This is a genomic window from Planomonospora sp. ID67723, assembly GCF_015711605.1.
Classification (GTDB): Bacteria; Actinomycetota; Actinomycetes; order Streptosporangiales; family Streptosporangiaceae; genus Planomonospora_A.
The window spans coordinates 703520-728587 of the sequence record NZ_JABTEZ010000001.1 but is presented as its reverse complement, the minus strand read 5'-3'; the positions used below and the strand labels follow the sequence as shown (position 1 = coordinate 728587).

Below are 25068 nucleotides of genomic sequence, written 5' to 3'. Positions count from 1 at the left end.
GTGGTCAGCGGTTCAGGCGGCGATCTCGGGATTGGCGTCGTAGGGCAGTTCGTGACCGAGACCGGAGGCGGCCACCTGAGCCCACGAGGGGGTGAGATCGGCGAAGGTCTGGGCGGCCCGTTCGGCGGCCGTGGTGGAGACGTAGCCCGAGCGCGCCCGCGACCAGCGACCGTCCGAACCGGTGATCACCGCCACGCCGGGCAGCTCCGGCGCGATGGAACGGGCGGCCACCAGCGCCTCAGGGTCAAGGTCGCCGAGGGTCATCACCGCGGTTTCCGGGTCGTTGACCCGGTGGCAGACGCGCCCGCCGATCTGGGCACGCAGCGCGGTCACGCCGGGGCCGAGATCGGAGCCGATCCGCTGACCGGACAGCACCAGGTGAATGCCGAGCGCGCGGCCGAGCTGGGCGATGCGCAGCAGCGCGGTCGCCGTCCGGGTCACCTGGTCCTTCTCGGCCTTGTCTGCGGTCAGGAACAGCTCGGCCAGCTCATCGACCAGGACCACGACCGGGATGGGACGGCAGGCGTCGGGCAGTTGCCAGATGTCGCGCACCCTGTAGCGGCGGCAGGCCAGCATGCGCGCCCCCATCACGGCGATCAGGTCACTGAGCAGGTCGAGGCATTCGGCGCGGGTGGTGGCCAGCGCTGAGAGCCGCGGCGCGTAGGCCGACAGCTCCATGCCGCCCTTGAGGTCGAAGCCGATCAGGGCGACCGGCTGCGGCGCCAGCCCGACCAGGAGCGCGTTGATCAGGTTGGACTTGCCGGACTGGGTGGCGCCGGCGTTCATCCAGTGCGGGATGAGCCGGAAATCCATCCGCCAGGCCGCGCCGGTCTCCAGCACCCCGACGACCGGCCGCAGCAGGTCCTCGGTGCGCCAGCCGCCGGACGGCTCAGATGGAGAGGCGGCGGGCGCGACGTGCGTTAAAGGGTCGTAGGTGATCCCTTGGAGGGTGACGCGGCCGGGCCGGGAGCCCACGACGCGGACCGCTTCGATGCGCCAGGCGTGCGCGAGGCGCTCGCACACCTTGGCGTAGTCGTCGGGCACCTGGCCGTCCAGCAGGTGGAAGGTGATGCGGAAGCCGCTGCGGGTGGGCCGGGGCAGGCCCATCCACGGCTTGGTGTCGACCTCCACCCGCTGAAAGCGCCGCTTGACCCGCACGACGCCGGTCGAGGCGATCAGGCCGGGAACGGTGGTGAACCACCAGCGGTGGCGCTTCTTGGTCAGCCCGCAGCCCGAAGCGACATGCCGCCAGGTCCAGCGCAGCCACAGTGCTTTGCGCGGGAAGACCAGGACGTACCAGTAGGAGATGGGAGCCCAGCGCCGCCAGGCGATCAACACCAGCACGACGGCCAGGACCTTGACCAGGGGGTGGCTGAGGTCGATCACAGCTCGGCCCCCGTCCTGACCGCAGCGGCCGGAGCGAAGGAGCGCGCCCGGTAGGAGATGCCCCACCGGCCGTTCTGCTCCCAGACGTAGCCGACCAGGCCGACCGGGACGACCTCCTCACCGGCGATCACCGGCGGTTCGGGTGAGGTGGAGACCTTGACCAGCTCCATGCGGTTGAACTCGTCCTCGATCAACAGCGTGAGCTCGTACATGACGTTGCCGTCCTTGTCGCGCTTGATCTCGCCGGTGTCCTTGTTGACCACGCGCGGCTTGGGCGGCTTGACGCAGGTGATGTTGAGCTTGGTGACGTCGACGGGGATGGGGATGGTGCGCATGATCGTTTCCTTTGCTTGATGGAACGCCTAGAACTCATAGAACACTTGGAATTCTAAGCTGTCAATGAGTGCTTTGGCTTCCTGGTTGGTTTCTTTACCGGGGTGTGCTGAACTGGAGATCAGACGCAGTTGATGCGTCTGGCGCGTCAGACGCGACATGAGGCGACGCAACGAGACGAGATGAACCCAGATGGTGGAGAAGACCGGCCGACCGGCCTACCTGCAGATCGTCGACGAGCTGAGCGAGCAGATCCGCACCGGCTCACTCGCACCCGGTACGGCGCTGCCGTCCATCGCCCAGCTCTGCGAGCGATTCGACGTCTCCGCCAGCGTGGTCAAGGCCGCGATCAGTGTCCTGCGTACCCAGGGCCTGGTGATCGGTCAGCAGGGCAAGGGCGTGTTCGTCCACCAGAGCCCCGCCGCACTCTCCGAGCCGCCGGCCGCCGGAGAGACCGGTGAGATCCTCAGCCAGCTCGCCGCGATGCGCCAGGGCCTCAAGGATCTCGGGGACCGGCTTGCCGTGCTGGAGGCGGCGGTGTTTCCAGAGCCGAAGTGATCTCACCGATCCGGCAGGCCAACTCCTCCAGCTCTGCCCGGATCGAGGACAGTTCCCAGATGATCCGCTGCTTGTCCGGCTTCATGGCCATCTCCCCTGCTCTGTGGTTCTTTTCGCCTTTCGAGATGGCTCAAGTTCACCGTGAGCTGGGGGTTTCCGGTATCACGCGGATCTAGTTAAGCTTCTTCAGCCCGTCTCAACGACCTTTTACACATGCGTTTTCACATGCACGACCGCACACCGCGCACGACCCCTCGAAGCGTGAAGGCGAAGGTATGCAATGAAGACGACCCAGCGACCCGGCTGGACCCCCTCCCGCCTGCGAGAACACCGTGAAGCCCACGGATTGACCCTGGAGGCCGCAGGCGAACGGCTCCGCCAGGCGGCCAGCCGGCACGGCCTGAGCGTCCCGGCGGCCAACTTCCAAACCCTGTGGGGACACGAACAGGGAACGGTGTTCCCCGGACCGCACTACCGGCGCGCTTACTGCCTGCTTTACCAGGCCACCGAACCCGACCTCGGCTTTCGCCCTCCTTTGCCCGGTGAATCACAGAAAGCGGAAATTGTGATTTCCGATTTGCCCGCGCCCAGCGATCCCGCCGCTGACAACGCCGCCGCCGAGGTCATCAAGGAAGCGTTCACCAAGGTCTCCATCGGCGGCGTCCCCTCCGACGGCTCCCCCCAAGCGCTCATCCGCAAGCGGGTGGTCGACGCCTGGTGCCGGCGCCACGGCGGAGGCAGCCCCAAACCCATCCTCGTCCTGGTCGGCGGGTACGCCGGATCGGGCAAGACCGAGTTCTCCCGCTTCCTGTCCGACATCACCGGCTGGGCCTTCCTGGACAAAGACTCCCTGACCCGGTGCATCGTCGAACGGCTGCTCGTCTCCCTGGGCGGCGACCCCAACGACCGCCACACCGACCTGTACCTCAAAGAGGTCCGGCCGCTGGAGTACCGGTGCCTGATGGAGACCGCCTGGGACAACCTCCATGTGGGCACCTCCACCATCTTGTCCGCGCCGTTCATCTCCGAGATGAAGGACACTGCGTGGTTCACCCGCCTGGAGAACCGGTGCGCGGCCAAAGGCATCGACGTGGCCGCGATCTGGGTCCGCTGCGACGCCGAGTCCATGCGCGAGTACATCGAGTTCCGCGGCGCCGCCCGTGACTCCTGGAAGCTGGAGAACTGGGAGCACTACGTCGACGGCCTGGCCGTCGAGGTCAGCCCACCCACCGCCCACGTCACGATCGACAACCGGCTCGGCGCAGCGATCAGTCTGGCCGACCAGACCCGCGAAGCACTCAAGCGGATCCTGACATGAGCGTGCGCGGAATCGTCCTGTACGGCCCGCCCGCCAGCGGCAAGGACACCCTCACCACCGCCCTTGCCCACGCCGATTCCCGGTTCGTCCGGCTGCCCAAGCTCAAGGTCGGCACCGGCCGGCCGGACGGCTATGAGTTCGTCTCGGCCGAGCACCTGGCCACACTCCGGGATGCGGGTCGCCTGCTGGCCGAGACCCACCGGTACGGCAACGTCTACGCCGTCGACCGGCAGGCCATCGAGGACCATCACGCCGCCGGTCATGTGCCCATCGTGCATATGGGCAACATCCCCGACCTGCGTAAGCTGATCGGCCGGGAGCCGGATTCCTGGCTGCGCGTGCTGCTGTGGGTCCCGCGCGAGGTCACCGCCCAGCGATCGGCCGACCGTGGTGACGCCGACACGGAACCTGTCAAATGATCTTAGGTTGTTAGCTTCAGTTAATTCTGTGCCCGGTTATCTGTTTCGGGCTCTGGTCGGGGTTTGTTGATCCACGCGGGTCCGGGCAGGGCCGGTGGAGTGGGCGGGCCGTGGGGGAAACGCTCGGGACGGGCCGCGTGCGCGGCGGCCAGGACCGCGGCACGCTGGTCGCGCACGGCCGCGGCGCGGCCGTAGTGCACATCGACGGGATGCTGGTACTTGATCCCGGAATGGTAGTGATCATGGTTGTACCAGCGGTAGAACCCGGCGCAGAACTGGCGGGCATGCTCTTTGGAGCCGAACCGGCCCGGGAACTCTGGACAGTACTTCAGGGTCTTGAAACTCGCCTCGATGTACGGGTTGTCGTTGCTGGTGCGCGGACGGGAGTGGGACTTGGCCACGCCCAGGTCGATGAGCAACTCGGCGACGGTCTTGGACCTCATCGAGCTGCCCCGGTCGGCGTGCAGCGTCAAAGTGCCCTCGTCGATGCCCTGGGCGCGGGCGGTGGCCGTGATCAGGCGCCTGGCCAGGGTCGCGGACTCACGGGTGGCGACCATCCAGCCCACGACGTAGCGGCTGTGGATGTCGATGATCGTGTACAGGTGGTACCAGATGCCCTTGTCCGGGCCGCGCAGCTTGGTGATGTCCCAGGCCCACACCCGGTTGGGCGCATCGGCGAACAGGTGCGGGACCGAGGCGTTCGCAGGCGTGGCCTGGCGGCGGCGATCGCGGCCGACCTCGCCATGGCGCCGCAGAATCCGGTAGAACGTCGACTCCGAGGCCAGGTAGAGCCCTTCATCCAGCAGCATGTAGTAGACCGACGTCGGCGAGCGGTCCCAGAATCGCTCGCTGTTGAGCAGGCCGCGGATGTGCTCGCATTCGGCCGGGCTGAGGGTGGCCGGGTGCGGTCGGCGCGCTCGGGCGGGCCGCTCGGGCAGCGGGCTCTTGCGGTGGCGGCGGTACCAGGTGGCCTGCGCGACACCGTACGCGGCCAGCGCCTGCTTGCGGCCGATGACCGGCTCCAGTTCGGTGACCGCCGCGTACTGGGCCTGCTCGATCAGGCGGGCCGCCTCTACTTCTCGCCCCGATCCGGTGTCTCGCTGCTGGTGGCGAGCTGATCCAGCAGTGCGAAGAGTTTTCCCTGCACCTCGATCACCTGGCGGGTCGTGCCGAGTTCGGCGCGCAGCCGTTCGATCTCCCCTTCCAGGGCCTCGATCTTCTTGTCCCTCGGGTCGGCCTTCGGGCGTCCGACCGGCCGGGCCAGCGCTTGGGCCGCGCCGTGGTCGCGGGCCGTTCTCCAGCCGGAGATCAGCGAGGAGTACAGGCCCTCGCGGCGCATCAGCGCGCCCTTGCCGGCCTTGTCGAGCTGCTCGTACTCGGCCAGGATCCGGGCCTTGTAGGCCGCGCTGTAGCGACGGGCCACGGGCCGTTCGCGTACCTCAGGGTCGGGAACCTCGTGCTCTGGTTGCTGTGCGTCCACGAGGGGATGTCTCCTTCCCCGCCCTCACGACAGAGTTTCGTGCTTGTTTTCCACCTCTACCCATTTTGACAGGAAGGGACACCGAAAAGCGCCTGAGCGCGTGGGATGAGACGCTCACCGACCTGGAGGCCCACACCGACGCCGGGTTCTTTCACCTGCGCCTGCACACCGACCACCTGAACCCGGACGCGGCGGCACGCGAGATCATCACGGCCTACGATCGTCTGCGGGCGGCCGGATGCCCTCACGAGGAGGGATGCCCCCGCTGAGCCGGGCGGCGACGGCGTCCGGGATCAGGTCGAGTCGCCACCAGGTGCCACACGATCGGCAGCGCGCCCCGTCCGGCAGGGGACGCTGATAGGTCCACTCGACATCCTCGTGTTCGCACGCGACCCCGCCCCCATCACCGCCGCGGGCACAGCGCTCCGCCGTGATCGATGACTCATCCACCGTCACGATCACCGGCGCATCCCCGGGGCCACGCCCGCAGAACGGGCACACCAACGGGCGCCGTAGCTCATCGTTGATCCGGCGCTGTTCCTCGGCCAGCCGCACCAGCTCCGCTGCTGTGTCCGCGACCAGGTGACGCACCAGCCCGCAGGCCACCTCATGCGGGGTCAGCGGCCGTTCGGGATCGCGGCGCGCGTAGAAGACACCCCACCCGCTCAACTCGGTACGCCACCCCTCGATCACGGGAGTGTCGGTCGCGGTGTTCACGGCGCTCGCAGTCGGCGCGGCCGGAAGAGCCTGAGCGATCCATCCGGGCATGCTGGACATGGGTTGCTCTCCGTTCTCGATGCCCCTGCCGGGGGAGTGGTCAACGAGCGAGCCCCTGAAGGATCGCCGTCCACAACCGTTCGCCTTCCGTCGTGCGCAGCCACTCGCTCTCCCGCACGGTGATCACGCCGTCTTTGCGGTGTTATCGTCGGATGAAGACCACCCCCGCCGCCGCACACAGTTCGTAGACCACCGTGCGGCACTCGCAGGTGTGCTCAATGACTCGGACCCGATCCGCCCGAGGGACGCTCTTACGCCACTCCACCCGCTCATGACCGGCCCGAGCGGGGACAGGATGCGTACTGTGATACGGCGCGATGTCGAAGCTCGGCCCGGACATGATGTCACCTCGCAGACTCGCCGATCAGGAACAGGGCGGCGATGCCAGGGAGGCGGAGGCATCACCGCAGGTCGTACGGATCGGACAACGGGTTGCTAATCGCTCTGCCATCGTCGCTATGTCCGCATCATAAGCTCGCAATACCGTAGTACACCATAGAACACCGCAGTATGTTCCGCTGGAGTGCCCTGCACTATCGGCTTCTACCGTGTGGTCATGACCGAGCTGCGCGACGATCTGCCCAGGTGGCGACAGGTGCGAGACATCATCGTTGAGCGCATCGAGGATGGTCAGTACAGGCCCGGTCAGCGAATCCCCTCGGTCATCGACCTGACCCAAGAGTTCGGCATCGCCACCCAAACCGCGCAGAAGGTCATGAACGCCCTCCGCAAGGATCGATGGATCCGCACCGAACGCGGCATGGGCAGCTTCGTCACCACCGAAGAAGAGCGCGCAGCCGAAGCCGGTGAAGCAGCCGAGTAGGCGCTACCACCTGAGATCAGCAGAGCTGATCGGAACGCACCGGCTAGGAACGGTTGGTCTCAAGAGTTCTGAGCAACACGAGGGGGACTGATCCAGGCTCAAGCTCCGCCGGTAGATAACCCTCTAGATCATGCGCATACCCGGGGGGTACGTCAGCCCCCGCCAGAGACAGCAACTGCACCGCCAGACCCCGCAGCCCAGCCGAGTCGCCCTCGATAGTCACATAGCCGTCGCTGCTCAGGACCTAAAGGAAGTACTCAGCCGGCCACAGACGCGGTAGCCCCCTATCCGCGGAGTACCTCGGTACCTCAAGCGTGACCGGTTCTGTGTCCACCTTGCCCACGCCCCCACAATGCCGGACTGCTCCCCAACGAGCACGCCTCACCCGCCGGAACAGGTTTGACCGCTATCGGAGACAGCCCATCAGGTGTCAAGTATCACCTGAGACCTCACAGCCGAAGCGCAGCTAGAACCATCCAGGTCAGGAGCATGATCCCGAATCGGGTGAGAACTTTCTCTACGTCTTTAAAGGCGGTCCGCTCCGCGGCCCGCCGCGCGTCGGGCGGTCGCCGGCCGCGCTGCGGCTCTTCGGCCGGTCGCGGCCGCGCCGCCCACGCGCTTCCAGCCGTCAAGTTCGCAACGTTAGTAGCATCTGCGGTTAAACCCTAAGCCGTGCAGGCGAATCCTGGTGCCGCTAAGCTCTGATTGTGGTCGAGCCGTCGGACGAGCTGCATGTTCTGATACAAGGTAGCTCCCAGCTCCCCGAGCAGACGCGCAAAGCTTTGTGCGAGGCCCTTGCTGAACATGGCCAGGAGGTCCTCACCGAGGCTTCGCGAGTCGCCGCTGGCCAGCATCTTGGAAGCGGTGATCCCATGATCACCCCAGGAATGGTAGTAAACATGGCGTACTGGGTGCGGAATGGATACGTGCGCCGGAGTCCAGATAAGAAACAGGTAATTGCTGCAGTCGTTGGTGGGTCCTCAACGTTTGTTGGTGGTGTTTTCGTTAACAATATCACCACACCTTGGGGTGCCATAGGGTTTGTTGTATGTGCGGTTCTTCTGCTGCTAAGCATACATTGGGGCTCAAGATGACCGATAATGATATACGCGAACCGTCATCAGGAGACCCGGCTATGACTAGAGAAGCTGAGGAGCTTCTCGATCAGTCGGTAGCTGAGTTCCGTAGCAGTCTCATAGAGATTGCACGTAAAGAGCAGGCCTCTCGCGTCACATCATCTAAAGAAATCACATTGCAAGAGATAATTTCAGCTTTGGATCAAATTGGATTCGCGATCAACCAAGAGGCGGCGGCGAGTCAGGTTAGAATCAATCGTCATCGATTTCAAAGAACCGCTATTGCAATATCAGCGGCTGCGTTGGCGGTACTAGTTCTTGCTGCAACTGTTCTTATAGCAGTTAATCGTGGATTTAGCGAGGCCGATCAACTCGCATCGTCTCTGGGAATCCTTGTTTCGCTTGCCGCGACAGCGACCGCGATATTCTCTGTGCGTGCTGCAACTTCGAGTTATCGCGCCAGGGAAAAGGCTTCAAATGCAGTCGAGCTAGCAGCACTCTCCGGAATGCAAGCTCAGCTAATCTTCGGGTGGGCTCACCTGGAAAAGATGCTTCTTGATCGATACGGAAGCCAGTCTAAGGATTCACGCAGATATATCGGGGTTGGCCAGCTGATTCAAACATACTCAAAGCAGGCGAGCTTGAGTGAGCAAGAAGTCGCGGAACTGCGAGAGATTCTGCAAATGCGCAACAATGTAGCGCATGGATTTAGAGGAAGAGTTGATCGAGCCGAGCTGGAAAGAATAATTTCACTGATTCGACTTCACATTTCACGGCTTGAGGGGCGTTAAAAATGGCATGTTCGGACGATGGCCGGGCTGGGCACCGCTATCGCTGGGGGGCTTCGCAGCCCCCAGACCCCTGCGCGCCGGAGCAACCCCCGGCGCGCCCGCTGTCGTGTCCACTACTCGCCGTTCGCGCCGGCGATCGCTCCGGACCGGGTTAACGCGCCCCGCCCATCGTATATCCCGGACCTGGGCCCTGCAATAAAGGACGCATTGCCGGAGAATAAATGAGTGCGCTATCGAGGGGGTTAATTTGTTAGCGGCCCGCCTTGGAAGCGGACCGCATCGCAAACTTTGAAATCGCGATCTTGGTTTCGCCTTGGACTGTATGGCGACAGGAAGATCGTATTTACTGGGCTTGGCGACTCCCGAAGCTGCCGCGGGTAGGCATAGGAATTATCTGGGCTCCGCTAGGCGGTGTGACCTTTGGTTTTCCTGTAAACCGGGCGCGCGCTGGAGCAGATCTCTGTTCAGCAATGACCTCAGAGAGTAGATCCGAAGGCCAGATCTCAGAGGTGTGGGAAACTATCTCCGGGATTGTGCTGCCTACCGTATGGCTTAACCATGCGGCTATCAGCCTGGGCCTTTCGGGAACGCGTGCATCCCATCCTGGTTCCGTCACCCCGTAAGAACGACCTGTTTCGGGATTTCTGCGCGTATATAGTTGCGCGTAAAGAGTTTGCTTTCGCTGGTCGCTAATCACCTTATTGTGGTGCAAGTGGCGAATAAGAGCAGAAATAGAGATGCCCCACTTCATTTTCGCCTTTGCGAGTGCAGCGAGAGTGATTGTTCTCGGTAGATCATTTGTAACTGACTCGATGGGTGCAAGGAATTCGTTAGCAAATTGGCTAGCTTCTTCCTCTGCCGTTTCATTTACGGGCATGCGGCCAGCATGAAGCACGATGTGGCCGAGTTCATGACTAAGAACCCATCGTGTTTTTTCCCAGGTGTCTACCGCACGCATCATGATTAGAGGTCGTTCCCGGAACTCTCCCACCCATGTCGAGCATCCTTCATGGCGCTCGCGCGGTCCAGGGGAGTCGTCAGCATCCATGGAAGCTTCGCTGATCTTCCGGCGCCGCACTGCAACGACGACGCCAGCGCGTTCAATCGGATGCGTTAAATAGTCGATTGGCTCGTTGATGCTAAGGCCGATGCTCTTGCGAACCTCTCTTGCTATCTCTTCCATGGAGGTAGAGTCTGCTCGCTGTGGTCGAATCACCACGGGTGGGAGAGGGCGCCGGTTGTCCAGCCAACCTATAATCTCCGAGATGAAGTGCATGAATTCCCGAAGGAAATCTTTCTCTCTCTTGGAAGTACTCTTAGGTGCTTTGAATAGGAGGTCCGTATCCGTGATGGGGGCGCTGGGAGGATATGTAAAGAACTCAGACGGGAATCGTAGGTGGCTCACTAGAAGAGCGAGCTTATCGGGAGGCATGTAGAACCTCTCAGCCCGCTCCCACTTCGATAGAGTGGAAGGGCTGCATGAGAGGACGCCGGCTATATCGCCAACCTTTTCCTGTCGAAGGATCCGCGCTTGACGAATTCGGTCTCCATAAATCATAGACATAATTATATATTACTCACAGTATCTGGAAGGGTGCGCTGGGTAGGCGCACCCTGTTTTACGGTTAGGCCGGGTTGGGGCCGAAATCTTCCTCCTGGTCGCCCAGGAATTCGTTGAAGTCATCGGTGGGACCGAAGCCGGCAGGCTGCGGGTCGGCAGGCTGCCCGCCCTCCTCGCCCCCTCTGTCGTCACCGGCCGAAAGGGCCGGGATCTCCTCTTCGGCGTAGATGAACACGGGTCCGTTGTCGTCGATGCCGAAGTCCACGGCTGCGAGGGTGGCCGCGCCCAAGGTTGCGGTACGGAAGTCGATTGACCACAACACTGCTATCTCGTACAGGGCAGGGGAAACCACGTTGCCGAACAAATCCATCTGGGGTGAGGCGTCGGTGACGGGAAGGGGTGCACCGGTCTTGGGGCTGCGTGGGCGAGTCTTCACCCTCATGCGCCTACCGGCCGAGTCGTCGTGCAGCAGGAGGCCGTTGTTGAAGCGGACCTCCAAGTCGAGAGTGTCTTTCGGGGAGCGAGCCCAGCAAGCACTGACGTACTGGCGGATGTCGCTCGCCCTGGCGCAGGCGTCCATCTCCCGGAACCTGGGGATCTTGTCTTCCCACTGAGCTGCCGTGTACTGGATGCCCTCATCGAGAAGGTGTCGTGCCTTCCCGAGCGTGTTGAGGTGCCGCTTCAAGATCTCTTGGACGACGTCACGGGGGTGTAGGTTCACCCGGGAAATATTTCCATGCCTTACCTACACTTGCAACTCGCTTTGGAAGCACCTTGCCGACTTCGCCTCTAGCTGCCTAGGGCGCAACGAGGGCACACGAGAGTGTGAGACGGTGGGAAACACCGGGAACTGATGAGATGCTGAACCGCAGGTCAGGGGCCATCCCACGACGTCGGCCCAGGTCTCAGCCGCCGCCCTTGCTGAAGTGCTGGTAGTCCTCAGTTTGTAGCGCGGGTGATCCATCGGAAGACGTGCACGTAGGGTATTGGCGTGCAGCGGCTCGCGCTCTTCGATCTGGACAACACGCTCATCAATCTGGATGAGGCATTCCAGATGTGGGCTGCGGAGTTCATTGACGAGCATGGCCTCGGGCACGAGGCGATCGACTGGCTGATCGCTCTCGACCAGGCCGGCTATCCGCATCGTGAGGTCTTCTTCGGCAAGGTCCGTGAGCGTTTCGCTCTCACCGGCACCGTTGAGGAGCTGTGGGGCCGTTACCGCAGGCGCATGCCGTATCTGGTGCGCTGCCGGCCTGAGGTGATGGACGGGCTGGCGCGGCTGCATGCGTCCGGGTGGAAGGTGGCCATCGTCACCAACGGAACGGTGGACAACCAGCTCGGCAAGATCCAGAGGACAGGCCTGGCCGCGGCCGTCGACGCTTATGCGCTCTCCGGAGCCGAAGGCATCCGCAAGCCCGATGTCGGCCTGTTCGAGATCGCCGCTCGGCGGTGCGGCATGAGTCTGGCCGATGGCGGGTGGATGGTCGGTGATCATCCCGTCAAGGACATCGGCGGGGGACGAGCCGCCGGCCTCCGCACCGTCTGGATCGACCGGGGAACGCGGCCGGTCCAGGAGCACGAGGCCGACCACGTCGTCACCGACGTAATCCAGGCGATGGAGATCCTGCACAGCGAGCGCTGACCGGGAGATCACCCCGCAGCTCACGGGAAGTGCTGTACAGCAGCGCCGTACAGCAACACCGCCTTACACGATCACACCCCACCGGCCCGTACCTACCGTCCGGCCAGGGCGCGAGCCCGCCGACCTGGGCACCGCCTCTCACTCGTAATGAAGGGGTCTGGGGTTCGATTCCCCAAGGCGGCTCCGCAGGTGAAAGGCCCTCCGGGATGATCCCGGAGGGCCTTTTCCGATTCCTGAGTCTGGACCGCGCAGTTGGGCGGGCGTGGACGACAACGACGGTCCCGTAGAGACCTGGGGTGACTACGGTCGCGCCTGTGCCGTTGAGGGCTACATCGGCCTCATCGCCGTCGGTACGCAACAGGCCCTCGTCCTCGGCGACGAACCGGCCATGACGACCTACCTGACGACTGAACGCCTCTTCGTGCGCTGGGCCGCCGCATACTCCGAAACCGAGTCGGTCGCGGCGGCCAAGCGAGCCCTCACCGGGCAACCGGACTGGGACGGTGAAGAAGACCTGATCTGGCAGGTACAGGAGGCGGTCGTGCCCTTCGACTCCACGATTCCCGGCGCCGAGCTGGAGGCTGCCGACCGGCTCACCATCGATCTCGAACCCGGCCGGTACAGGGTCCGCGCCACCTACAGGCAAGACGAGGACAACCGGATGATCCTCGTCCACCTCCAGCCGACACCCTGAACCCCTGGGCACGCTGCACGCCGGTACCCCGCCATACGGACCAAGCGGTCAGGTGTCGTAGGACCCGTCCCAGGGCTCGTAGAAGCCGATGCCCTCCGGATAGAGCTCGGCGTGCTGGTCGCCTTCGAAGGTCTCGATGACGAGGCCGAACAGCACGCCGTCGAACTCGTACCGGAAGGGTCGGATGGCGATGTCGCCGAAGCGGTGGCCGGGGAGCGCATCGAGCCACCGCTTCACCAGGTCCTGGGCGGTGTCGGCGGACGCCCGATGGTCGGCTTCGGTTCCGGTGCGCTCGATGCGGGAGCCGAGATGGTGGCCGGAGGCGTCGAAGGTGTGCAGAACGGCGTACCAGCGTTCGTGCGCCGGCCAGTCGTCGGTGTGGGTGTAGCCCTCGGGGAAGGCGGTCACGACGGAGCCGAGGAACTGTCCGCCGTCCCAGTGGCCGATCGTGTCGGTGTGATAGTCGGGTTCGTATGCGATGGGGATGAGCTCGGGTACTGCCACGCTCGGGAGGGTACCCACCGGGCACGACAACGCTTCCTCCTGCAGGATCGGGACGTGCCGGTCTGCCCGGATGACGCCGCACAAGCCGGGGGACATCTCGTGCGGCTCGCCGCGGCGGTTGATCGAGTCAGGACGGATCACGCTAGCGTGCGTCTATGCAGGACGACGCCACCCCGCCCGCGAGCCGACCGGCCGGTGCCGTCGGTGGAGGCGGACGGGTGGCCGGCAAGGAGATCTGCCGGTGCTTCGACCAGCACAGGGTCCGCCGACGGCCGCGCGTGGTGCGCTTCCACGCCGAACGTCAGGACACGGCGTCTGCTGCGTGGCACCGCCTGCTCGATCTCGTGGAGGAAGCGGCGGCCGACGGCCGGGAGGAGTTCCGGCCCCTGGCCGAGCTCAGCCCGGACGAACGGCGCCAGATCATCACCCTGCCTCCGACCATCGCCAAACTCACCGAGGTCAAACACCTGGTGCTCTACGGCAGCAACCTGGTGCGCATCCCGCCGGAGATCGGCTCCATGACCGGCCTGCGGCAGTTCACCCCCTACACCTCGCACCGCCTGCACTGGTTCCCCTACGAGCTGACCCGGTGCCCGCAGCTGAGGGGTAGCACGGTCAGCACCCGCTCGCTGTACGGCAACGTCAAGATCCGTCCGCCGTTCCCTCCCCTCCAGCCGGGCAGGGAATCGACCCGCGACCTCGACACCAGCGATCTCGACCCCAGGGTGTGGGGTACCGACGCGATCGGGGCGTGCAGCGTCTGCGACCGGTCGATCGCAGCGGCCGGGCTCCACCAGGTCTGGATCTCCTTGCGGGTCGGCACCGATGTGCTGCCTCTCCTGGTCAACGCCTGCTCACCCGCCTGCATCGATGCTCTTCCGGCTCCCGCGGAGGGCTATGTGCCGACGCCGCACACGGGCGGGCCCGGCATCGTCCAGCCGCGCGCCGACTACGCGTGAGCGAGATGGGAGATGACCTGGATCTCCGCGGGCAGGGCACAACGAGGACACACGAGAGTGTGAGACGGCCGGAGACATTGAGAATTGACGAGAGGTCGGACCGCAGGCCGGGTATCACCCTGCGATGTCGGCCCCGGTCTCAGCCGCCGCCCTTGCCGAAGTGCGGGTAGTCCTCGCTCCATAGCGCGGATGATCCATCGGAAGGTGTGCACGTAGGGTGTTGGCGTGCAACGGTTGGCGCTCTTCGACCTGGACAACACGCTCGTGAACCTGGGCGAGGCGTTCCGGGTGTGGACTGCTGGGTTCGTCGAGGAGCACGGTCTTGAGCCGGGTGCGGTTGACTGGCTGCTCGCTCTCGACCAGGCGGGTTACCCGCATCGTGAGGTCTTCTTCGGCAAGGTTCGCGAGCACTTCGCCCTCTCCGAGTCGGTTGAGGAGCTGTGGAGCCGCTACCGCAAGCGTATGCCGTCTCTTGTCCGCTGCCGATCCGAGGTGAGGGAAGGGCTGGAGAGGCTTCGCGCGGCCGGATGGAAGGTGGCCATCGTCACCAACGGGACGGCGGACAACCAGCTCGGGAAGATTCAGCGGACGGGCCTGGCCGAGGCCGTCGACGCCTACGCGCTCTCCGGGCTCGAAGGCATCCGCAAGCCCGATGCCGGTCTGTTCGAGATCGCCGCCAAGCGGTGCGGGATGAGCCTTGCCGATGGAGGATGGATGATCGGTGACCACCTGGTCGCCGACATCGGCGGGGGACGAGCCGCCGGCCTGCGTACGGTCTGGGTCGACCGGGGAACGTGGCCGGATCAGGAGCACAGGGCGGACCACGTTGTCACGGACGTGCTCCAAGCGATGGAGATCCTGCACAGCGGGCGCTGACCAAGAGACCATGCCGCCTCCTATGGAGGAGTGCTGTACAGCAGCGCCGTGAAAACTGACTTCCAGACGACGCGCGGGCTCTGGTGTTTGCCGCAACACACCTGATCATGATGGGCGTGTTGATGGCTGTTCGCGAACCCAAGCGGTGACTCGAGCTCGAGTCGGAGTACTGGCGGCTGATCCTTTCCGGGGTAGGAACGGTGAAGGCGTGCAAACAGGTCGGTATCGGCCGCAAGACCGGATGCCGATGGCGAGCGGAGAACGGCGGGCTTCCACCGACCCGCCTGGCCGAGTCGGCACGCTTCGATCGCTACCTGTCGCTGCTGGAACGCCAGCGCATCGCCACACTGCGCGGAGAGCTTGGGCATCACGGGCACCGCTGGTGTCGACGGCTGCCGGCCGGTCCTGGTCTCCCGCATGGGCCCGGCATCGGTGATGGGGTGATCTTCGACGCCGAGAGCCAGGAGATGCGGCTCTCGGTGTCTCTCCGATCTCAGCGAACAGCCGAGAGGATTGCACACGGCACCGTCTCCGGGGAGCACTAGACGAGTCATTCCGAATGATCGTAGGCGATCAGTGATCGAGTGACCGGCTGGACGGCCCTGTGGTTGTGCCAGCGCCGTCCTGCGGGTGGTAGAGCCCTTGGGCGCGGGCCAGGTCGAAAGGCCTGTCCTGGTGCAGGTTCAAGAAGAAGTCCACCTGCCACGCCTGCGCACTGCCGGCCTGGCGGTTCGTGGTGATCACCCAGGGCGGGTAGACACGGAAGGCGCGTTTCCCACCGGAACCGTTTGCTGATACGACGCCGTGTTCGCGGAGCGCGTCCACGGGAAAGACGAACTGACCGAAGTGGTGATGGTCGCGGATACTGATGACGAAGAGGTCGACGGGGTCCGTGGCGTCGAAGGGCTGGATGGGGCCGGCCGGGGACCTCTTCCAGACGGTGACGAACTGGCCGACCTTGGTGGGGGTCGTCTTGGCTGCGCGGAACCGGATGGATAGGCCGTCAAGGGTGAACTCGTGGGCGGCGTAGGCGGCACCCTCGGCTTCGGGCACCGGCTGCGAGCACGTGAACCCGCAGGGGTCGTAGATGAGCGCCTTCGCCGCAATGAGATCTCCGTGGGCCGAGGCGGTGTCCAACCACGGTTCGAGATCGGATGAGCACTCGCGGTTCGTCGTCATCCGTCCACCCTGCCACGGGTAGGTGGAGGCAGTCGGCTCGACTCGAGGGCCGCGTTCTCGTCGCGGTGATGCGAATGCTGACGGTGTGTCCGGGAACACGCCCAGGGTATCCAAGATCGTTATGTGGCGAACAGCCTGGACGCCCCGCTGACAGCGCTTTACGTGAAGATCGACGACGAGATCGGAGGGGATCGATGGCTGGGGCCGTCCACCACGGTTGACGGATGCCGAGCTGGTCACGCTTGCCGTTGCCCGGGCCATGCTAGGTTTCACCTCCGAGTCGCGGTGGCTGCGGTTTGTGGACTCCCGCCTGGGCGGGATGTTCCCGTACGTGCCAAGGCAACCGGGCTGGAACAAGCGGCTGAGGGCTGCGTTACCGCTGGTCAAGAAGGCCGTACGACTGCTGGCCATCGGCACCGGCTTCTGGTTCGACAGCCGCTGGATCGTCGACTCCACCCCGGTGGAATGCGGTCGCTCGCGCCCGACGGTGAAACGCTCGGACATGGCCAGCTGGGCCGGCGGGTACGATACTGCGCCAGCCACAGCCGGTTCTTCTGGGGCCTTCGCCTGCTCCTGGTATGCACCCCGACCGGAATGCCGATCCTGTGGGCTCTGGCGAACCCCAAGCTCGACGAGCGCGAAAGTGATGTGCTCCGCTGATGTTCCCCGCCTTCCACCAGACCCGGCGCGGTTCACCGGTGTGCTTCTGGGAGGACGAGCATGACACCGACGAGGTCCGTGGTGGTCCCAACGATGAGCTGAGCCTCGCCCGGGGACGGCGTAACTCCGCCAGGTTCGGCGCGAGCAGTAAGCGGTCCATCACCAAGGTGCGTGACCTTCTCCCACACGAGCACCCAATCAAGTGATCTTGCTAAGAAGAGCTCTGGACGACCGTGGCCTGAGGAACCCTGTAGACCCCACTCGACCAGGACCGGAAGACGGCCGTGGACGGTCCTGGACGATCGTGTCCCCGCTCGTGATGAATGGGGTCCGGGGTTCGATTCCCCGGGGCGGCTCCGGGTCGGAAGACCCCCACCGGTGGGGCCTTCTCGTCGGCGCTCCCGCCGGCGGTGTCAGCCGCACCGGGCTTCCCGGAGTCTTCCTCACAGATCGACCTCGCCGCCGATGCAGGTGACCGTGCCGCCGCCGACCCAGACCGTGCCGTCCCGGTCACATGAGACGTGCACCCGCCCGGCCCGCCCCAGCGCGGTCCCCTGAGCGGCCACGTACGGCGCTTCGGCCCGCCCCGTGCCGATGAGCCACTGCGCGAGCGAGGCGTTCAGGCTCCCCGTCACCGGATCCTCGACCGTGCAACCGTTATGGGGAAAGAACGCCCGCACCTCGAAGGCCTCGGGCGACCCCGGGGGATGGGGTCCCACCACGCCCACGTCGCAGCTGACGAGGCCCGGCGTCAGAGCGAGGACCGCTTCGGCGCTCTCCAGCAGCACGCCCACCCACCCGGGCCCGTTGTCGACCCACCGGGCATCTGCGATCTCACCGCGCGAGATGCCCAGCATCTGCGCGACGCGCTCCACCAGCGACTCCTCGACCGGCCCCGAACGCAGCAGCGGCGGTGCGGCGAAGGCCAGTCCCTCACCGCCGCGTCGGATCGGCACCAGTCCGGCTCCGCACTCCTGCACGATCACCTCGGGGTCGTGCGGCGTGCCGCCCGCCGCCAGCCAGGCATGGCAGGTGCCCAGCGTCGGGTGGCCCGCGAACGACAGTTCCGAGTCGGGTGTGAAGATCCGTACCCGGTAGTCCGCACCCGGCTCGCCGGGCGGCAGCACGAAGGTGGTCTCCGACAGGTTCGTCCAGTTCGCGAACCTCTGCATCTCCTCGGTCGTCAGGCCCCGGCCGTCGAGCACGACGGCCAGGGGATTGCCCCGGTAGGGGGTGGTGGTGAAGACGTCGACCTGCTGGAAGGGGCGCACCATGACGCCGAGTATGCATCTCCTCCGCACAGGCCGCGCGTGATCTCCGCCGTTGTGCGGGCGGAGTCCCGTCCGCGCGGTGCGCCCGTCCCGGGACGCGATCCCGGCCCCTGAGCCCTTCCGGATCCGCGGGCGGGTTCTACTGCGTCCAGATCTCCGTCTACGAAGGCGGGGCCGTCCAGGGGATCGACGAGCGCGTGCGGGAGTACCGCGACGAGGGGGAGGGGGAGGAGGCGACCGTCGGCGACCGGAGCGGTTACCTGGTCAGGCAGTGGGTCGGCTGAACCCGCTCGTCACCGGACGGCCGGTCGATGCGAGCTGGGGCCATATGTAAATCCATATAAATCCACTATCGATATCGATATTGGACATCAGCCGGTGAAGCTGCTTTGCTCCTCCCTGCTGAGGGACGAGAACGGGGGCACGGCATGCGGCGTGGGCTTATGCCCGGACGGGATGAGAGCCGATCGGGGGTCGCAACGAAGATCATGCGTCTTGCCGCCGTGGGGACGGCGGCGGGCGCGCTGATCGCGGGGATCGCTCTGCCGGCCCTGGGCGGCGCGGGTCTGGGCTTCATGACGGCGGTCGACGAACTGAATCTCAGGCCCATGGACCTCCCCGAGCCCCCTCCGGCGGAGGTGACGACCGTGCTGGACGCCAGGGGGAACGAGATCGTGCAGTTCTACGAGCAGTACCGCGAGGCCGTCGGGCTGGATCGGGTCGCCGAGATCATGAAAACGGCGATCATCTCGATCGAGGACTACCGGTTCTACCAGCACGGCGCGATCGACATCGAGGGCACGATCCGCGCGCTCGCCAAGAACCTGCAGGCGGGCGGGGTGAGCCAGGGGGGATCGACCATCACCCAGCAGTACGTCAAGCAGGTGCTGTTCAACTCCGCCGAGACCGACGCCGAGAAGGGCAAGGCGCTGGAGGCCAGCTACGCGCGCAAGCTCAACGAACTGCGCTACGCGATGGGGGTGGAGGCGAAGTACTCCAAGGACGAGATCCTGGAGAAGTATCTGAACATCGCCTACTTCGGTGCGAGCGCCTACGGCGTCGAGGCGGCGGCCAAGCGGTTCTTCGGCGTCGGGGCGGACGAGCTCACCCTGCCGCAGGCGGCGACGCTGGCGGGTGCCGTACAGAACCCCAATGCCACCGACCCCCGCCTGGGCAGGGAGCACCGCGAGCGGTTGCTGGAGCGGCGCAACGTCGTGCTGGACCGGATGGCCGAGCTGGGCGCGATCACCGAAGCCGAGGCGGCGAAGGCGAAGGCGGCCAAGCTCGGCTACAAGGGGATGAAGTTCCCCGGTGGCTGCGAGACCAGCGACCATCCGTACTTCTGCCTCTACGTCCGCAGCGAGATCCTGAACAACCCGGACTTCGGCCCCACGGCCGGAGCCCGCCTGAAGCTCCTCAACCGCGGCGGCCTGACGATCAGGACGACGATCGACCCGGTGATGCAGGCGGCTGCGGAGCGGGCGATCAGGAAGTGGGTGCACCCCTCGGACAACCCGGCGGCGGCCGAGGCCCTGGTCCAGCCAGGAACGGGGGCGATCAAGGCCATGGCCGCCAGCCGGGTGTACGGCACGGACGAGACTCGCAACGAGGTCTCCTACAACCTCGTCGCGGACGCCGTGCACGGGGGTGGGACCGGCTTCCAGGCCGGTTCCACCTTCAAGACGTTCACGCTGATCAACGCGCTGCAGAAGGGCATGAAGCTCGACGACGGCATCAACGCCGGAGCCGGTTACCGGGCCCCGGGCTACTCGGCGTTCAAGACCTGCAAGGGCGAGCCCATCGGCGACCCGAACCACACCGTCACCAACGACGAGGGCAGCCCCGGCTGGAAGACCCTGCAGACCGGCACGTGGGGCTCGGTGAACACGTTCTTCATGGAACTGGAGCAGCGGGTCGGGCTCTGCGACACCGTCAAGATCGCCAAGTCGCTGGGCATCCACCGTTCCGACGGGGCGAGGCTCCAGGAGTTCGAGACGTTCACGCTCGGCATCAACGAGATGGACCCGGTGACCGTGGCCAACGCCTACGCCGCCATCGGCGCGCGCGGAAAGTACTGCGCGCCGATGGCGATCACCCGGATCACCGATCGCGACGGCAAGGTCACGAACTATCGGCCCAAGTGCCGCCAGGCGCTCGACCCGGAGGTCGCCGACGCGGCGGCCGACGTGCTGTCCGGGGTGTTCACCGAGGGAACGATGCGGTCCGTGGGCGGCATCGGCCGCGACGCGGCCGGCAAGACCGGCACCACCGACAGCTATGCCACCGCGTGGTTCGCCGGATTCACCCCGGACCTGGCCGGCGCGGTCAGCATCGGCGACCCGCGCGGCTCGCAGGACCACAAGCTGATCGGCGTCACGATCGGCGGCCGGTACTACGGCTCGGTGTTCGGCGCCAGCATCCCTGGCCCGATCTGGAGGGACACGATGCTGGCGGCGCTGAAGAACGTCGAGCCGACGCCGTTCACCCCGGTCGACCCCGCCCGGTTCGGCGGCTGCGGCCGGAGCTGCCGGCCCGCGCCGCCCCCGCCGGACACCGGCACCGGGGACGAAGCTGAGGGCTCGGCCGAGGACGGTGGCGACCGCGGCGGCCAGGACGTCCTCCTCGGCCGGGGCGACGACTGACGTGAGGGCCGCCTGCGCCGGCCCGGCTGCCCCGAGGACCGGTGCCGGTCCCCTCGCAGGAGCCCGGGGCCGGCGTCAGGCGGGGGTCAGCCCGTGGGCGTCGGCCAGCAGTTCGATGGAGCGCAGCCAGGCCTTCCTGCCGGGGGCCGCGGAGACGACGATCAGCTCGTCGGCCTGGGCGTGCCCGGCGAACCGGCCGAGGTAGTCCTCCACCTCGGCCGGGGTGCCGACGGCGGAGTACGTGGTCATCCGCAGGATCTGCTGCCCGGCCGGGGACGCGAGGATCGCGTCCGCCTCCTCGGGCGTGAACGTCCGGCCCCGCCCGAGGAACAGGCTCACCCGCTTGCGCTTGGCGGTCAGGAACTGCTCCTGCGCCTCCTGCTCGGTGTCGGCCGCGATGACGTTGACCCCGGCGATGACGTACGGCCGGTCCAGTTGCGCGGACGGCTTGAACTCGCGCCGGTAGACGGCGACGGCGTCCTGGAGGGCGTCCGGGGCGAAGTGGGAGGCGAAGGCGTACGGAAGTCCGAGCGCGGCGGCGAGCCTGGCCCCGAACAGCGAGGAGCCGAGGATGTACAGCGGCACGTCGGTGCCCTTGCCCGGGGTCGCGTCGACGCCCGGGATCCGGGACCGGCCGGTCAGGTAGCCCTGCAGCTCCAGGACGTCCTGCGGGAAGTCGTCCGCGGCCGCCGGCGCGCGGCGCAGGGCGCGCATGGTCTGCTGGTCGCTGCCCGGCGCCCGGCCGAGACCCAGGTCGATGCGGCCCGGGTGCAGTGTCTCGAGGGTCCCGAACTGCTCGGCGATGGTCAGCGGGGCGTGGTTGGGGAGCATGATCCCGCCGGCCCCCAGGCGGATCGTCCGCGTGTGCGCGGCGACGTGGGCGATGAGCACGCTGGTCGCCGAGGACGCGATGGTCGGCATGTTGTGGTGCTCGGCGTACCAGATCCGCCGGTAGCCCAGCTCTTCGGCGCGCCGGGCCATGTCCACGCTCGCGCTCAGGCTGTCGCTCGCCGTCTCCCCCTTGCCGATGTGCGCCAGGTCGAGGATGGAGAGCGGGAGAACCATGGGGGAGGGACCTTTCACGCGGAAAGACGAACACGCGCCCGGACCGCCGTGGTCCCGATGCACGCTGTGCAACAGCGGTGGTGCCGAGGTTATTTCGGGGCGATTCCGGCGCCCGCACCCGGCCGCCGCCCCAGGCCGGTGCCGACGTGCGCGGCACGGCGGGAGGCTCGAGATTCTAACGGCAAAAATCATATTGACCCGTTAGAAGCATGCCGGATATAACCGATGCATCGTCGAGTGAAGGATGTGCGTGAGATGACTGTGCCGCACGTTGCCCACCGGTTCGCGGACGTGGACGGGGTGCGCGTCTTCTACCGGGAGGCCGGTCCCCGCGACGCCCCCACGCTGCTCCTGCTGCACGGCTTCCCCTCCGGGTCGCACCAGTTCACGCGGCTGATCGACGCCCTCGGGACCCGCTACCACCTGGTCGCTCCCGACTACCCGGGGTTCGGCCGCACCGAGGTCCCGGCGGGGTTCCGCTACTCCTTCGACCGGCTGGCCGACGTGGTCGAGGGGTTCGTGGATCGGCTCGGCCTGGACCGGCTCGCGATCTACGTGTTCGACTTCGGGGCGCCGGTCGGGCTCCGGCTGGCCGTACGGCGCCCGGAGCGGATCACCGGGCTGGTCGTGCAGAACGGCAACGCCTACGAGGAGGGGCTCAGCGAGGCGGCCCGGGAGTTCATCGCCATCCGGCCGGGAGAGGAGGAGAAGATCCTGCCGATCCTGACCCTCGAAGCCACGCGAGGGCAGTACGAAGGCGGCGCGGACGACCCCGCTCTGATCGCTCCCGACGGCTGGACCCTCGACCAGCACTTCCTCGACCTGCCCGGTCGCAAGGAGGCCCAGATCAGCCTCGCACTCGACTACCGGGACAACGTCGCACGCTATCCCGAATGGCAGGCCTGGCTCCGGGAGCACCGGCCGCCGACGCTGATCGTCTGGGGTCGCCGCGACCCCTTCTTCGTGGAGGAGGGCGCCCGGGCCTTCCTGCGGGACGTGCCCGAGGCCGAACTGCACCTGTTCGACACGGGGCACTTCGCCCTGGAGGAGAGGCTTCCCGAGATCGCTCCGCTCATCGCGCGCTTCCTCGCCCGTCTCGGGGGCCCGTCAGGCCATGGAAAGACGGGCCCGTTTTGACCTGATTCTCCTTGTTTGTGCTTTCGGGTGGGCGTGGAGTCGATAGTGACGACCACAAGAAGGAGAGTCTCATGAGCTTCGTTCAGGTCATCGAGTTCGACACCGAGCGCGAGCAGGACGTCCAGCAGCTGATGGACGAGTGGCGGGAGTCGACGGCGGGGGAGGCCACGGCCACGCACACGACGCTCGCCCGCGACCACGGCCGCACCGGCCACTACGTGGCCATCGTGCAGTTCCCGTCCTACGAGGAGGCGATGCGCAACAGCAGGCTGCCCGAGACCGACGCGCTGTCCCGCCGGATGCAGGACCTGTGCGACGGGCCGCCCCGCTTCCTCGACCTCGACGTCATCCGCGACGAGGATCTCTGACGGAGGGGACGAGCCGTACGGCGGTCACCCGGCGGATGCCGGCCGGGGCACGCTGATGCTCCGCGGTCCCCGCAGATTGACGTGCTCGCGGTACGGCGGGTCCCGCAGCAGGGCCGGTTCCGGCAGGCGCTGAGCGAGCCGGGTCAGCGCCAGCCGAGCCTCCAGGCGTGCCAGCGGCGCGCCCAGGCAGAAGTGGGGGCCGAGTCCGAAGGCCAGATGCCTGATCTCGGAACGGCGCGGGTCGAAGAGGTCCGGGTTCCCGGCCGCCTCCGGATCGCGGTGCGCTGCGGCCAGCAGGAGGACCACGGGGGCGCCCCGCCGGAGCCGTACGCCGGAGAGCTCCATGTCCTCCGTGGTCACCCGGGCGGTGATCTGCACGGGCGGGTCGTACCGGAGCGTCTCCTCCACCACCGCGGCGGCAAGCTCCGGACTCCCGCGCAGCGCGGCGAAGTGGTCCGGATGGCGCAGCAGCGCCAGCGCGCCGTTGGCGATGAGGTTCACAGTCGTCTCGTGCCCCGCCACCAGGAGCAGGGCGACGATGGACACCAGCTCGTCGTGGCTGAGGGAGTCGCCGTCCTCGCGCACCGCGATCAACGCGGAGACCAGGTCGTCGCCCGGGTCGGCCTGACGGCTCCCGACCAGCTCGTTCAGGTAGACGTTCAGGGCGAGCAGCCCCTGCAGCGACTCTTCGGAGGGCGTCGCGCCGAAGCCGTCGATCAGCCGGGTCAGCCGGGAGGACCACTCGCGCACCTGCTCCTGGTCGGCCTCCGGCACGCCGAGCATCTCGCAGATCACCGTCATGGGCAGCGGGTACGCGAGACCTTCGACGACGTCGAACTCCCCCTCCCGCTCCGCGGCCCGGTCCAGCAGCCCGTCCACCAGCTCCGAGATCCGCCCCGCGAGCTGTCCGACCCGCCGGGCGGTGAACGCCGCCGACACCAGCCGCCGCAGTCGCGTGTGGTCCGGCGGGTCGAGCGAGAGGAACCACCGCTGCCCCACCGAGGACGGCGCGTCGGCCGGCAGCAGGTCGGACAGCCGCCGGTTGCGGCTGCGCTGGCTGCTCATCCGCGGATCCCGCAGCACCGCCTCGCACTCCCGGTAGGAGGAGAGCACGACGCCCGGGACCTCCTCGCCGCCCAGGTCCAGCACCGCCGGCCCGAGCTCCCGGATGCGGGCGTAGAGCGGATAGGGGTCGGGCCGTGCCGCAGGATCGACCAGCATGCCGATCAGCTCCAGGACGGTGGGGGTTCCCGCGGTCGCCGTCATGCCAACTCCAGCCGGAAGACGTCGAGTCCTCCTCATAGTGGGGCGGATTCGGGCGGAGCTCAAGATTCCAGATCACTGCTGTGGCCGATCGCGTGACAGGGGGGCGGCCGGATCCGTCCCGGTGCCGGCCGACCTGGCTGGAGCCGTACTCCGATATCCGGGTGCCTGCGGGGGAAACCGGCATGCACCCTGCGCGAGGACTTGAGAGTGGGGGAAGCGCTGTGGGACACGTCGAGGTCGCTCAGCCCACGTGCAGGATATGACCCCCTGTGAACCGCGATTT

General features: G+C 66.4%; 24 protein-coding genes, 1 tRNA gene and 3 pseudogenes. 16 read left to right on the top strand and 12 right to left on the bottom strand.

What is annotated here, in order from left to right:
* Positions 1-12: 12 nt before the first annotated feature.
* A complete protein-coding gene (locus HS041_RS03355; RefSeq protein WP_196439045.1) occupies positions 13-1386 on the bottom strand; it encodes an FtsK/SpoIIIE domain-containing protein in 1374 nt (457 codons plus the stop codon).
* Entirely contained in the window at positions 1383-1721 is a 339-nt protein-coding gene (locus HS041_RS03350; RefSeq protein WP_196439044.1) for an SCO3933 family regulatory protein, read from the bottom strand. Before HS041_RS03350 ends, HS041_RS03355 begins: the two co-directional genes overlap by 4 nt.
* Positions 1722-1911: 190 nt before the next feature.
* On the opposite strand from HS041_RS03350, the gene HS041_RS03345 reads away from it, so the two are divergent.
* The 3 genes from HS041_RS03345 (at position 1912) to HS041_RS03335 (ending at position 4014) form a co-directional block, all read left to right on the top strand.
* A complete protein-coding gene (locus HS041_RS03345; protein ID WP_196439043.1) occupies positions 1912-2277 on the top strand; it encodes a winged helix-turn-helix domain-containing protein in 366 nt (121 codons plus the stop codon).
* 577 nt (positions 2278-2854) lie between these two features.
* Complete coding sequence (locus HS041_RS03340; RefSeq protein ID WP_230878398.1) at positions 2855-3595, top strand: P-loop nucleotide/nucleoside kinase family protein; 741 nt, start codon at positions 2855-2857, stop codon at positions 3593-3595.
* Positions 3592-4014 carry a hypothetical protein gene (locus HS041_RS03335; protein ID WP_196439041.1) on the top strand — a complete coding sequence of 141 codons (423 nt, stop codon included), beginning with the start codon at positions 3592-3594 and terminating at the stop codon, positions 4012-4014. Before HS041_RS03340 ends, HS041_RS03335 begins: the two co-directional genes overlap by 4 nt.
* Positions 4015-4034: 20 nt before the next feature.
* On the opposite strand, the gene HS041_RS03330 is transcribed toward HS041_RS03335, so the two are convergent.
* A protein-coding gene (locus HS041_RS03330) for an IS3 family transposase (protein ID WP_374058819.1) occupies positions 4035-5494 on the bottom strand; the annotation gives its coding sequence in 2 pieces (ribosomal slippage) (positions 4035-5155 and positions 5155-5494; 1461 coding nt in all).
* 207 nt (positions 5495-5701) lie between these two features.
* Positions 5702-6271, bottom strand: coding sequence for a hypothetical protein (locus HS041_RS03320; protein WP_230878397.1), 570 nt, complete (start codon positions 6269-6271; stop codon positions 5702-5704).
* A gap of 556 nt (positions 6272-6827) precedes the next feature.
* Between HS041_RS03320 and HS041_RS03315 the strand changes: the two genes are divergently transcribed.
* Positions 6828-7094 carry a GntR family transcriptional regulator gene (locus tag HS041_RS03315; RefSeq protein ID WP_196439038.1) on the top strand — a complete coding sequence of 89 codons (267 nt, stop codon included), beginning with the start codon at positions 6828-6830 and terminating at the stop codon, positions 7092-7094.
* A gap of 43 nt (positions 7095-7137) precedes the next feature.
* Here HS041_RS03315 and HS041_RS40585 read toward each other — a convergent pair whose 3' ends face one another.
* The gene (locus HS041_RS40585; protein WP_501224821.1) at positions 7138-7317 is read right to left on the bottom strand and encodes an Imm32 family immunity protein; all 180 of its coding nucleotides are present in this window, start codon (positions 7315-7317) and stop codon (positions 7138-7140) included.
* Positions 7318-8142: 825 nt separating this feature from the next.
* Between HS041_RS40585 and HS041_RS03310 the strand changes: the two genes are divergently transcribed.
* Positions 8143-8961 (top strand): hypothetical protein, encoded by an 819-nt coding sequence (locus HS041_RS03310; protein ID WP_196439037.1) that lies wholly within the window; start codon positions 8143-8145, stop codon positions 8959-8961.
* A gap of 343 nt (positions 8962-9304) precedes the next feature.
* Here HS041_RS03310 and HS041_RS03305 read toward each other — a convergent pair whose 3' ends face one another.
* Together HS041_RS03305 and HS041_RS03300 are read right to left on the bottom strand one after the other, a co-directional pair.
* Positions 9305-10144, bottom strand: coding sequence for an ImmA/IrrE family metallo-endopeptidase (locus tag HS041_RS03305; protein WP_196439036.1), 840 nt, complete (start codon positions 10142-10144; stop codon positions 9305-9307).
* Between the two features lie 442 nt (positions 10145-10586).
* Positions 10587-11243, bottom strand: a complete 657-nt coding sequence (locus HS041_RS03300) for a hypothetical protein (protein WP_196439035.1) — start codon at positions 11241-11243, stop codon at positions 10587-10589.
* 270 nt (positions 11244-11513) lie between these two features.
* Here HS041_RS03300 and HS041_RS03295 point away from each other — a divergent pair, with 270 nt between their 5' ends.
* The 3 genes and pseudogenes from HS041_RS03295 to HS041_RS03285 form a co-directional block, all read left to right on the top strand.
* Positions 11514-12164 carry an HAD family hydrolase gene (locus HS041_RS03295; protein WP_196439034.1) on the top strand — a complete coding sequence of 217 codons (651 nt, stop codon included), beginning with the start codon at positions 11514-11516 and terminating at the stop codon, positions 12162-12164.
* A 114-nt stretch (positions 12165-12278) separates the two neighbouring features.
* Positions 12279-12347 (top strand) — tRNA-Thr (locus HS041_RS03290).
* A 43-nt stretch (positions 12348-12390) separates the two neighbouring features.
* Positions 12391-12858, top strand: a pseudogene (locus tag HS041_RS03285) (Imm21 family immunity protein); the annotation flags it as partial.
* 48 nt (positions 12859-12906) lie between these two features.
* Here the strand turns inward: HS041_RS03285 and HS041_RS03280 are convergent.
* Positions 12907-13362, bottom strand: coding sequence for a hypothetical protein (locus HS041_RS03280; protein WP_196439033.1), 456 nt, complete (start codon positions 13360-13362; stop codon positions 12907-12909).
* Positions 13363-13517: 155 nt separating this feature from the next.
* On the opposite strand from HS041_RS03280, the gene HS041_RS03275 reads away from it, so the two are divergent.
* The 3 genes and pseudogenes from HS041_RS03275 to HS041_RS40580 form a co-directional block, all read left to right on the top strand.
* Complete coding sequence (locus HS041_RS03275; protein WP_196439032.1) at positions 13518-14321, top strand: hypothetical protein; 804 nt, start codon at positions 13518-13520, stop codon at positions 14319-14321.
* Positions 14322-14546: 225 nt separating this feature from the next.
* Positions 14547-15197 (top strand): HAD family hydrolase, encoded by a 651-nt coding sequence (locus tag HS041_RS03270; RefSeq protein ID WP_196439031.1) that lies wholly within the window; start codon positions 14547-14549, stop codon positions 15195-15197.
* 107 nt (positions 15198-15304) lie between these two features.
* A pseudogene (locus HS041_RS40580) lies at positions 15305-15604 on the top strand (IS30 family transposase); the annotation flags it as partial.
* Between the two features lie 166 nt (positions 15605-15770).
* Here the strand turns inward: HS041_RS40580 and HS041_RS03265 are convergent.
* Complete coding sequence (locus HS041_RS03265) at positions 15771-16376, bottom strand: MepB family protein (RefSeq protein ID WP_196439030.1); 606 nt, start codon at positions 16374-16376, stop codon at positions 15771-15773.
* A gap of 123 nt (positions 16377-16499) precedes the next feature.
* Here HS041_RS03265 and HS041_RS40575 point away from each other — a divergent pair.
* Together HS041_RS40575 and HS041_RS40365 are read left to right on the top strand one after the other, a co-directional pair.
* A pseudogene (locus tag HS041_RS40575) lies at positions 16500-17018 on the top strand (transposase family protein); the annotation flags it as partial.
* A 17-nt stretch (positions 17019-17035) separates the two neighbouring features.
* A complete protein-coding gene (locus tag HS041_RS40365) occupies positions 17036-17242 on the top strand; it encodes a CPCC family cysteine-rich protein (RefSeq protein ID WP_196439029.1) in 207 nt (68 codons plus the stop codon).
* 237 nt (positions 17243-17479) lie between these two features.
* On the opposite strand, the gene HS041_RS03255 is transcribed toward HS041_RS40365, so the two are convergent.
* Positions 17480-18310, bottom strand: coding sequence for a PhzF family phenazine biosynthesis protein (locus HS041_RS03255; protein WP_196439028.1), 831 nt, complete (start codon positions 18308-18310; stop codon positions 17480-17482).
* A gap of 485 nt (positions 18311-18795) precedes the next feature.
* Between HS041_RS03255 and HS041_RS03250 the strand changes: the two genes are divergently transcribed.
* Positions 18796-20949 carry a transglycosylase domain-containing protein gene (locus tag HS041_RS03250; RefSeq protein ID WP_230878396.1) on the top strand — a complete coding sequence of 718 codons (2154 nt, stop codon included), beginning with the start codon at positions 18796-18798 and terminating at the stop codon, positions 20947-20949.
* A gap of 75 nt (positions 20950-21024) precedes the next feature.
* Here the strand turns inward: HS041_RS03250 and HS041_RS03245 are convergent, their stop codons facing one another.
* Positions 21025-22014, bottom strand: coding sequence for an LLM class flavin-dependent oxidoreductase (locus HS041_RS03245; RefSeq protein ID WP_196439026.1), 990 nt, complete (start codon positions 22012-22014; stop codon positions 21025-21027).
* A gap of 255 nt (positions 22015-22269) precedes the next feature.
* Between HS041_RS03245 and HS041_RS03240 the strand changes: the two genes are divergently transcribed.
* Entirely contained in the window at positions 22270-23151 is an 882-nt protein-coding gene (locus HS041_RS03240) for an alpha/beta fold hydrolase (protein WP_196439025.1), read from the top strand.
* Between the two features lie 71 nt (positions 23152-23222).
* Positions 23223-23519: a hypothetical protein gene (locus tag HS041_RS03235; RefSeq protein WP_196439024.1), complete on the top strand. Its 297-nt coding sequence runs from the start codon at positions 23223-23225 to the stop codon at positions 23517-23519.
* A 24-nt stretch (positions 23520-23543) separates the two neighbouring features.
* Here the strand turns inward: HS041_RS03235 and HS041_RS03230 are convergent, their stop codons facing one another.
* Positions 23544-24785 (bottom strand): cytochrome P450, encoded by a 1242-nt coding sequence (locus HS041_RS03230; protein ID WP_196439023.1) that lies wholly within the window; start codon positions 24783-24785, stop codon positions 23544-23546.
* Positions 24786-25068: the final 283 nt, after the last annotated feature.

Excerpts from the sequence above, each read along its gene's own strand:
- HS041_RS03350 (WP_196439044.1), bottom strand. The coding sequence starts at position 1,721 with ATGCGCACCATCCCCATCCCCGTCGACGTCACCAAGCTCAACATCACC.
- HS041_RS03345 (WP_196439043.1), top strand. The coding sequence starts at position 1,912 with ATGGTGGAGAAGACCGGCCGACCGGCCTACCTGCAGATCGTCGACGAG.
- HS041_RS03335 (WP_196439041.1), top strand. The coding sequence starts at position 3,592 with ATGAGCGTGCGCGGAATCGTCCTGTACGGCCCGCCCGCCAGCGGCAAG.
- HS041_RS03320 (WP_230878397.1), bottom strand. The coding sequence starts at position 6,271 with ATGTCCAGCATGCCCGGATGGATCGCTCAGGCTCTTCCGGCCGCGCCG.
- HS041_RS03315 (WP_196439038.1), top strand. The coding sequence starts at position 6,828 with ATGACCGAGCTGCGCGACGATCTGCCCAGGTGGCGACAGGTGCGAGAC.
- HS041_RS03310 (WP_196439037.1), top strand. The coding sequence starts at position 8,143 with ATGTGCGGTTCTTCTGCTGCTAAGCATACATTGGGGCTCAAGATGACC.
- HS041_RS03305 (WP_196439036.1), bottom strand. The coding sequence starts at position 10,144 with ATGGAAGAGATAGCAAGAGAGGTTCGCAAGAGCATCGGCCTTAGCATC.
- HS041_RS03275 (WP_196439032.1), top strand. The coding sequence starts at position 13,518 with ATGCAGGACGACGCCACCCCGCCCGCGAGCCGACCGGCCGGTGCCGTC.
- HS041_RS03265 (WP_196439030.1), bottom strand. The coding sequence starts at position 16,376 with ATGACGACGAACCGCGAGTGCTCATCCGATCTCGAACCGTGGTTGGAC.
- HS041_RS40365 (WP_196439029.1), top strand. The coding sequence starts at position 17,036 with ATGTTCCCCGCCTTCCACCAGACCCGGCGCGGTTCACCGGTGTGCTTC.
- HS041_RS03255 (WP_196439028.1), bottom strand. The coding sequence starts at position 18,310 with ATGGTGCGCCCCTTCCAGCAGGTCGACGTCTTCACCACCACCCCCTAC.
- HS041_RS03250 (WP_230878396.1), top strand. The coding sequence starts at position 18,796 with ATGCGTCTTGCCGCCGTGGGGACGGCGGCGGGCGCGCTGATCGCGGGG.
- HS041_RS03245 (WP_196439026.1), bottom strand. The coding sequence starts at position 22,014 with ATGGTTCTCCCGCTCTCCATCCTCGACCTGGCGCACATCGGCAAGGGG.
- HS041_RS03240 (WP_196439025.1), top strand. The coding sequence starts at position 22,270 with ATGACTGTGCCGCACGTTGCCCACCGGTTCGCGGACGTGGACGGGGTG.
- HS041_RS03235 (WP_196439024.1), top strand. The coding sequence starts at position 23,223 with ATGAGCTTCGTTCAGGTCATCGAGTTCGACACCGAGCGCGAGCAGGAC.
- HS041_RS03230 (WP_196439023.1), bottom strand. The coding sequence starts at position 24,785 with ATGACGGCGACCGCGGGAACCCCCACCGTCCTGGAGCTGATCGGCATG.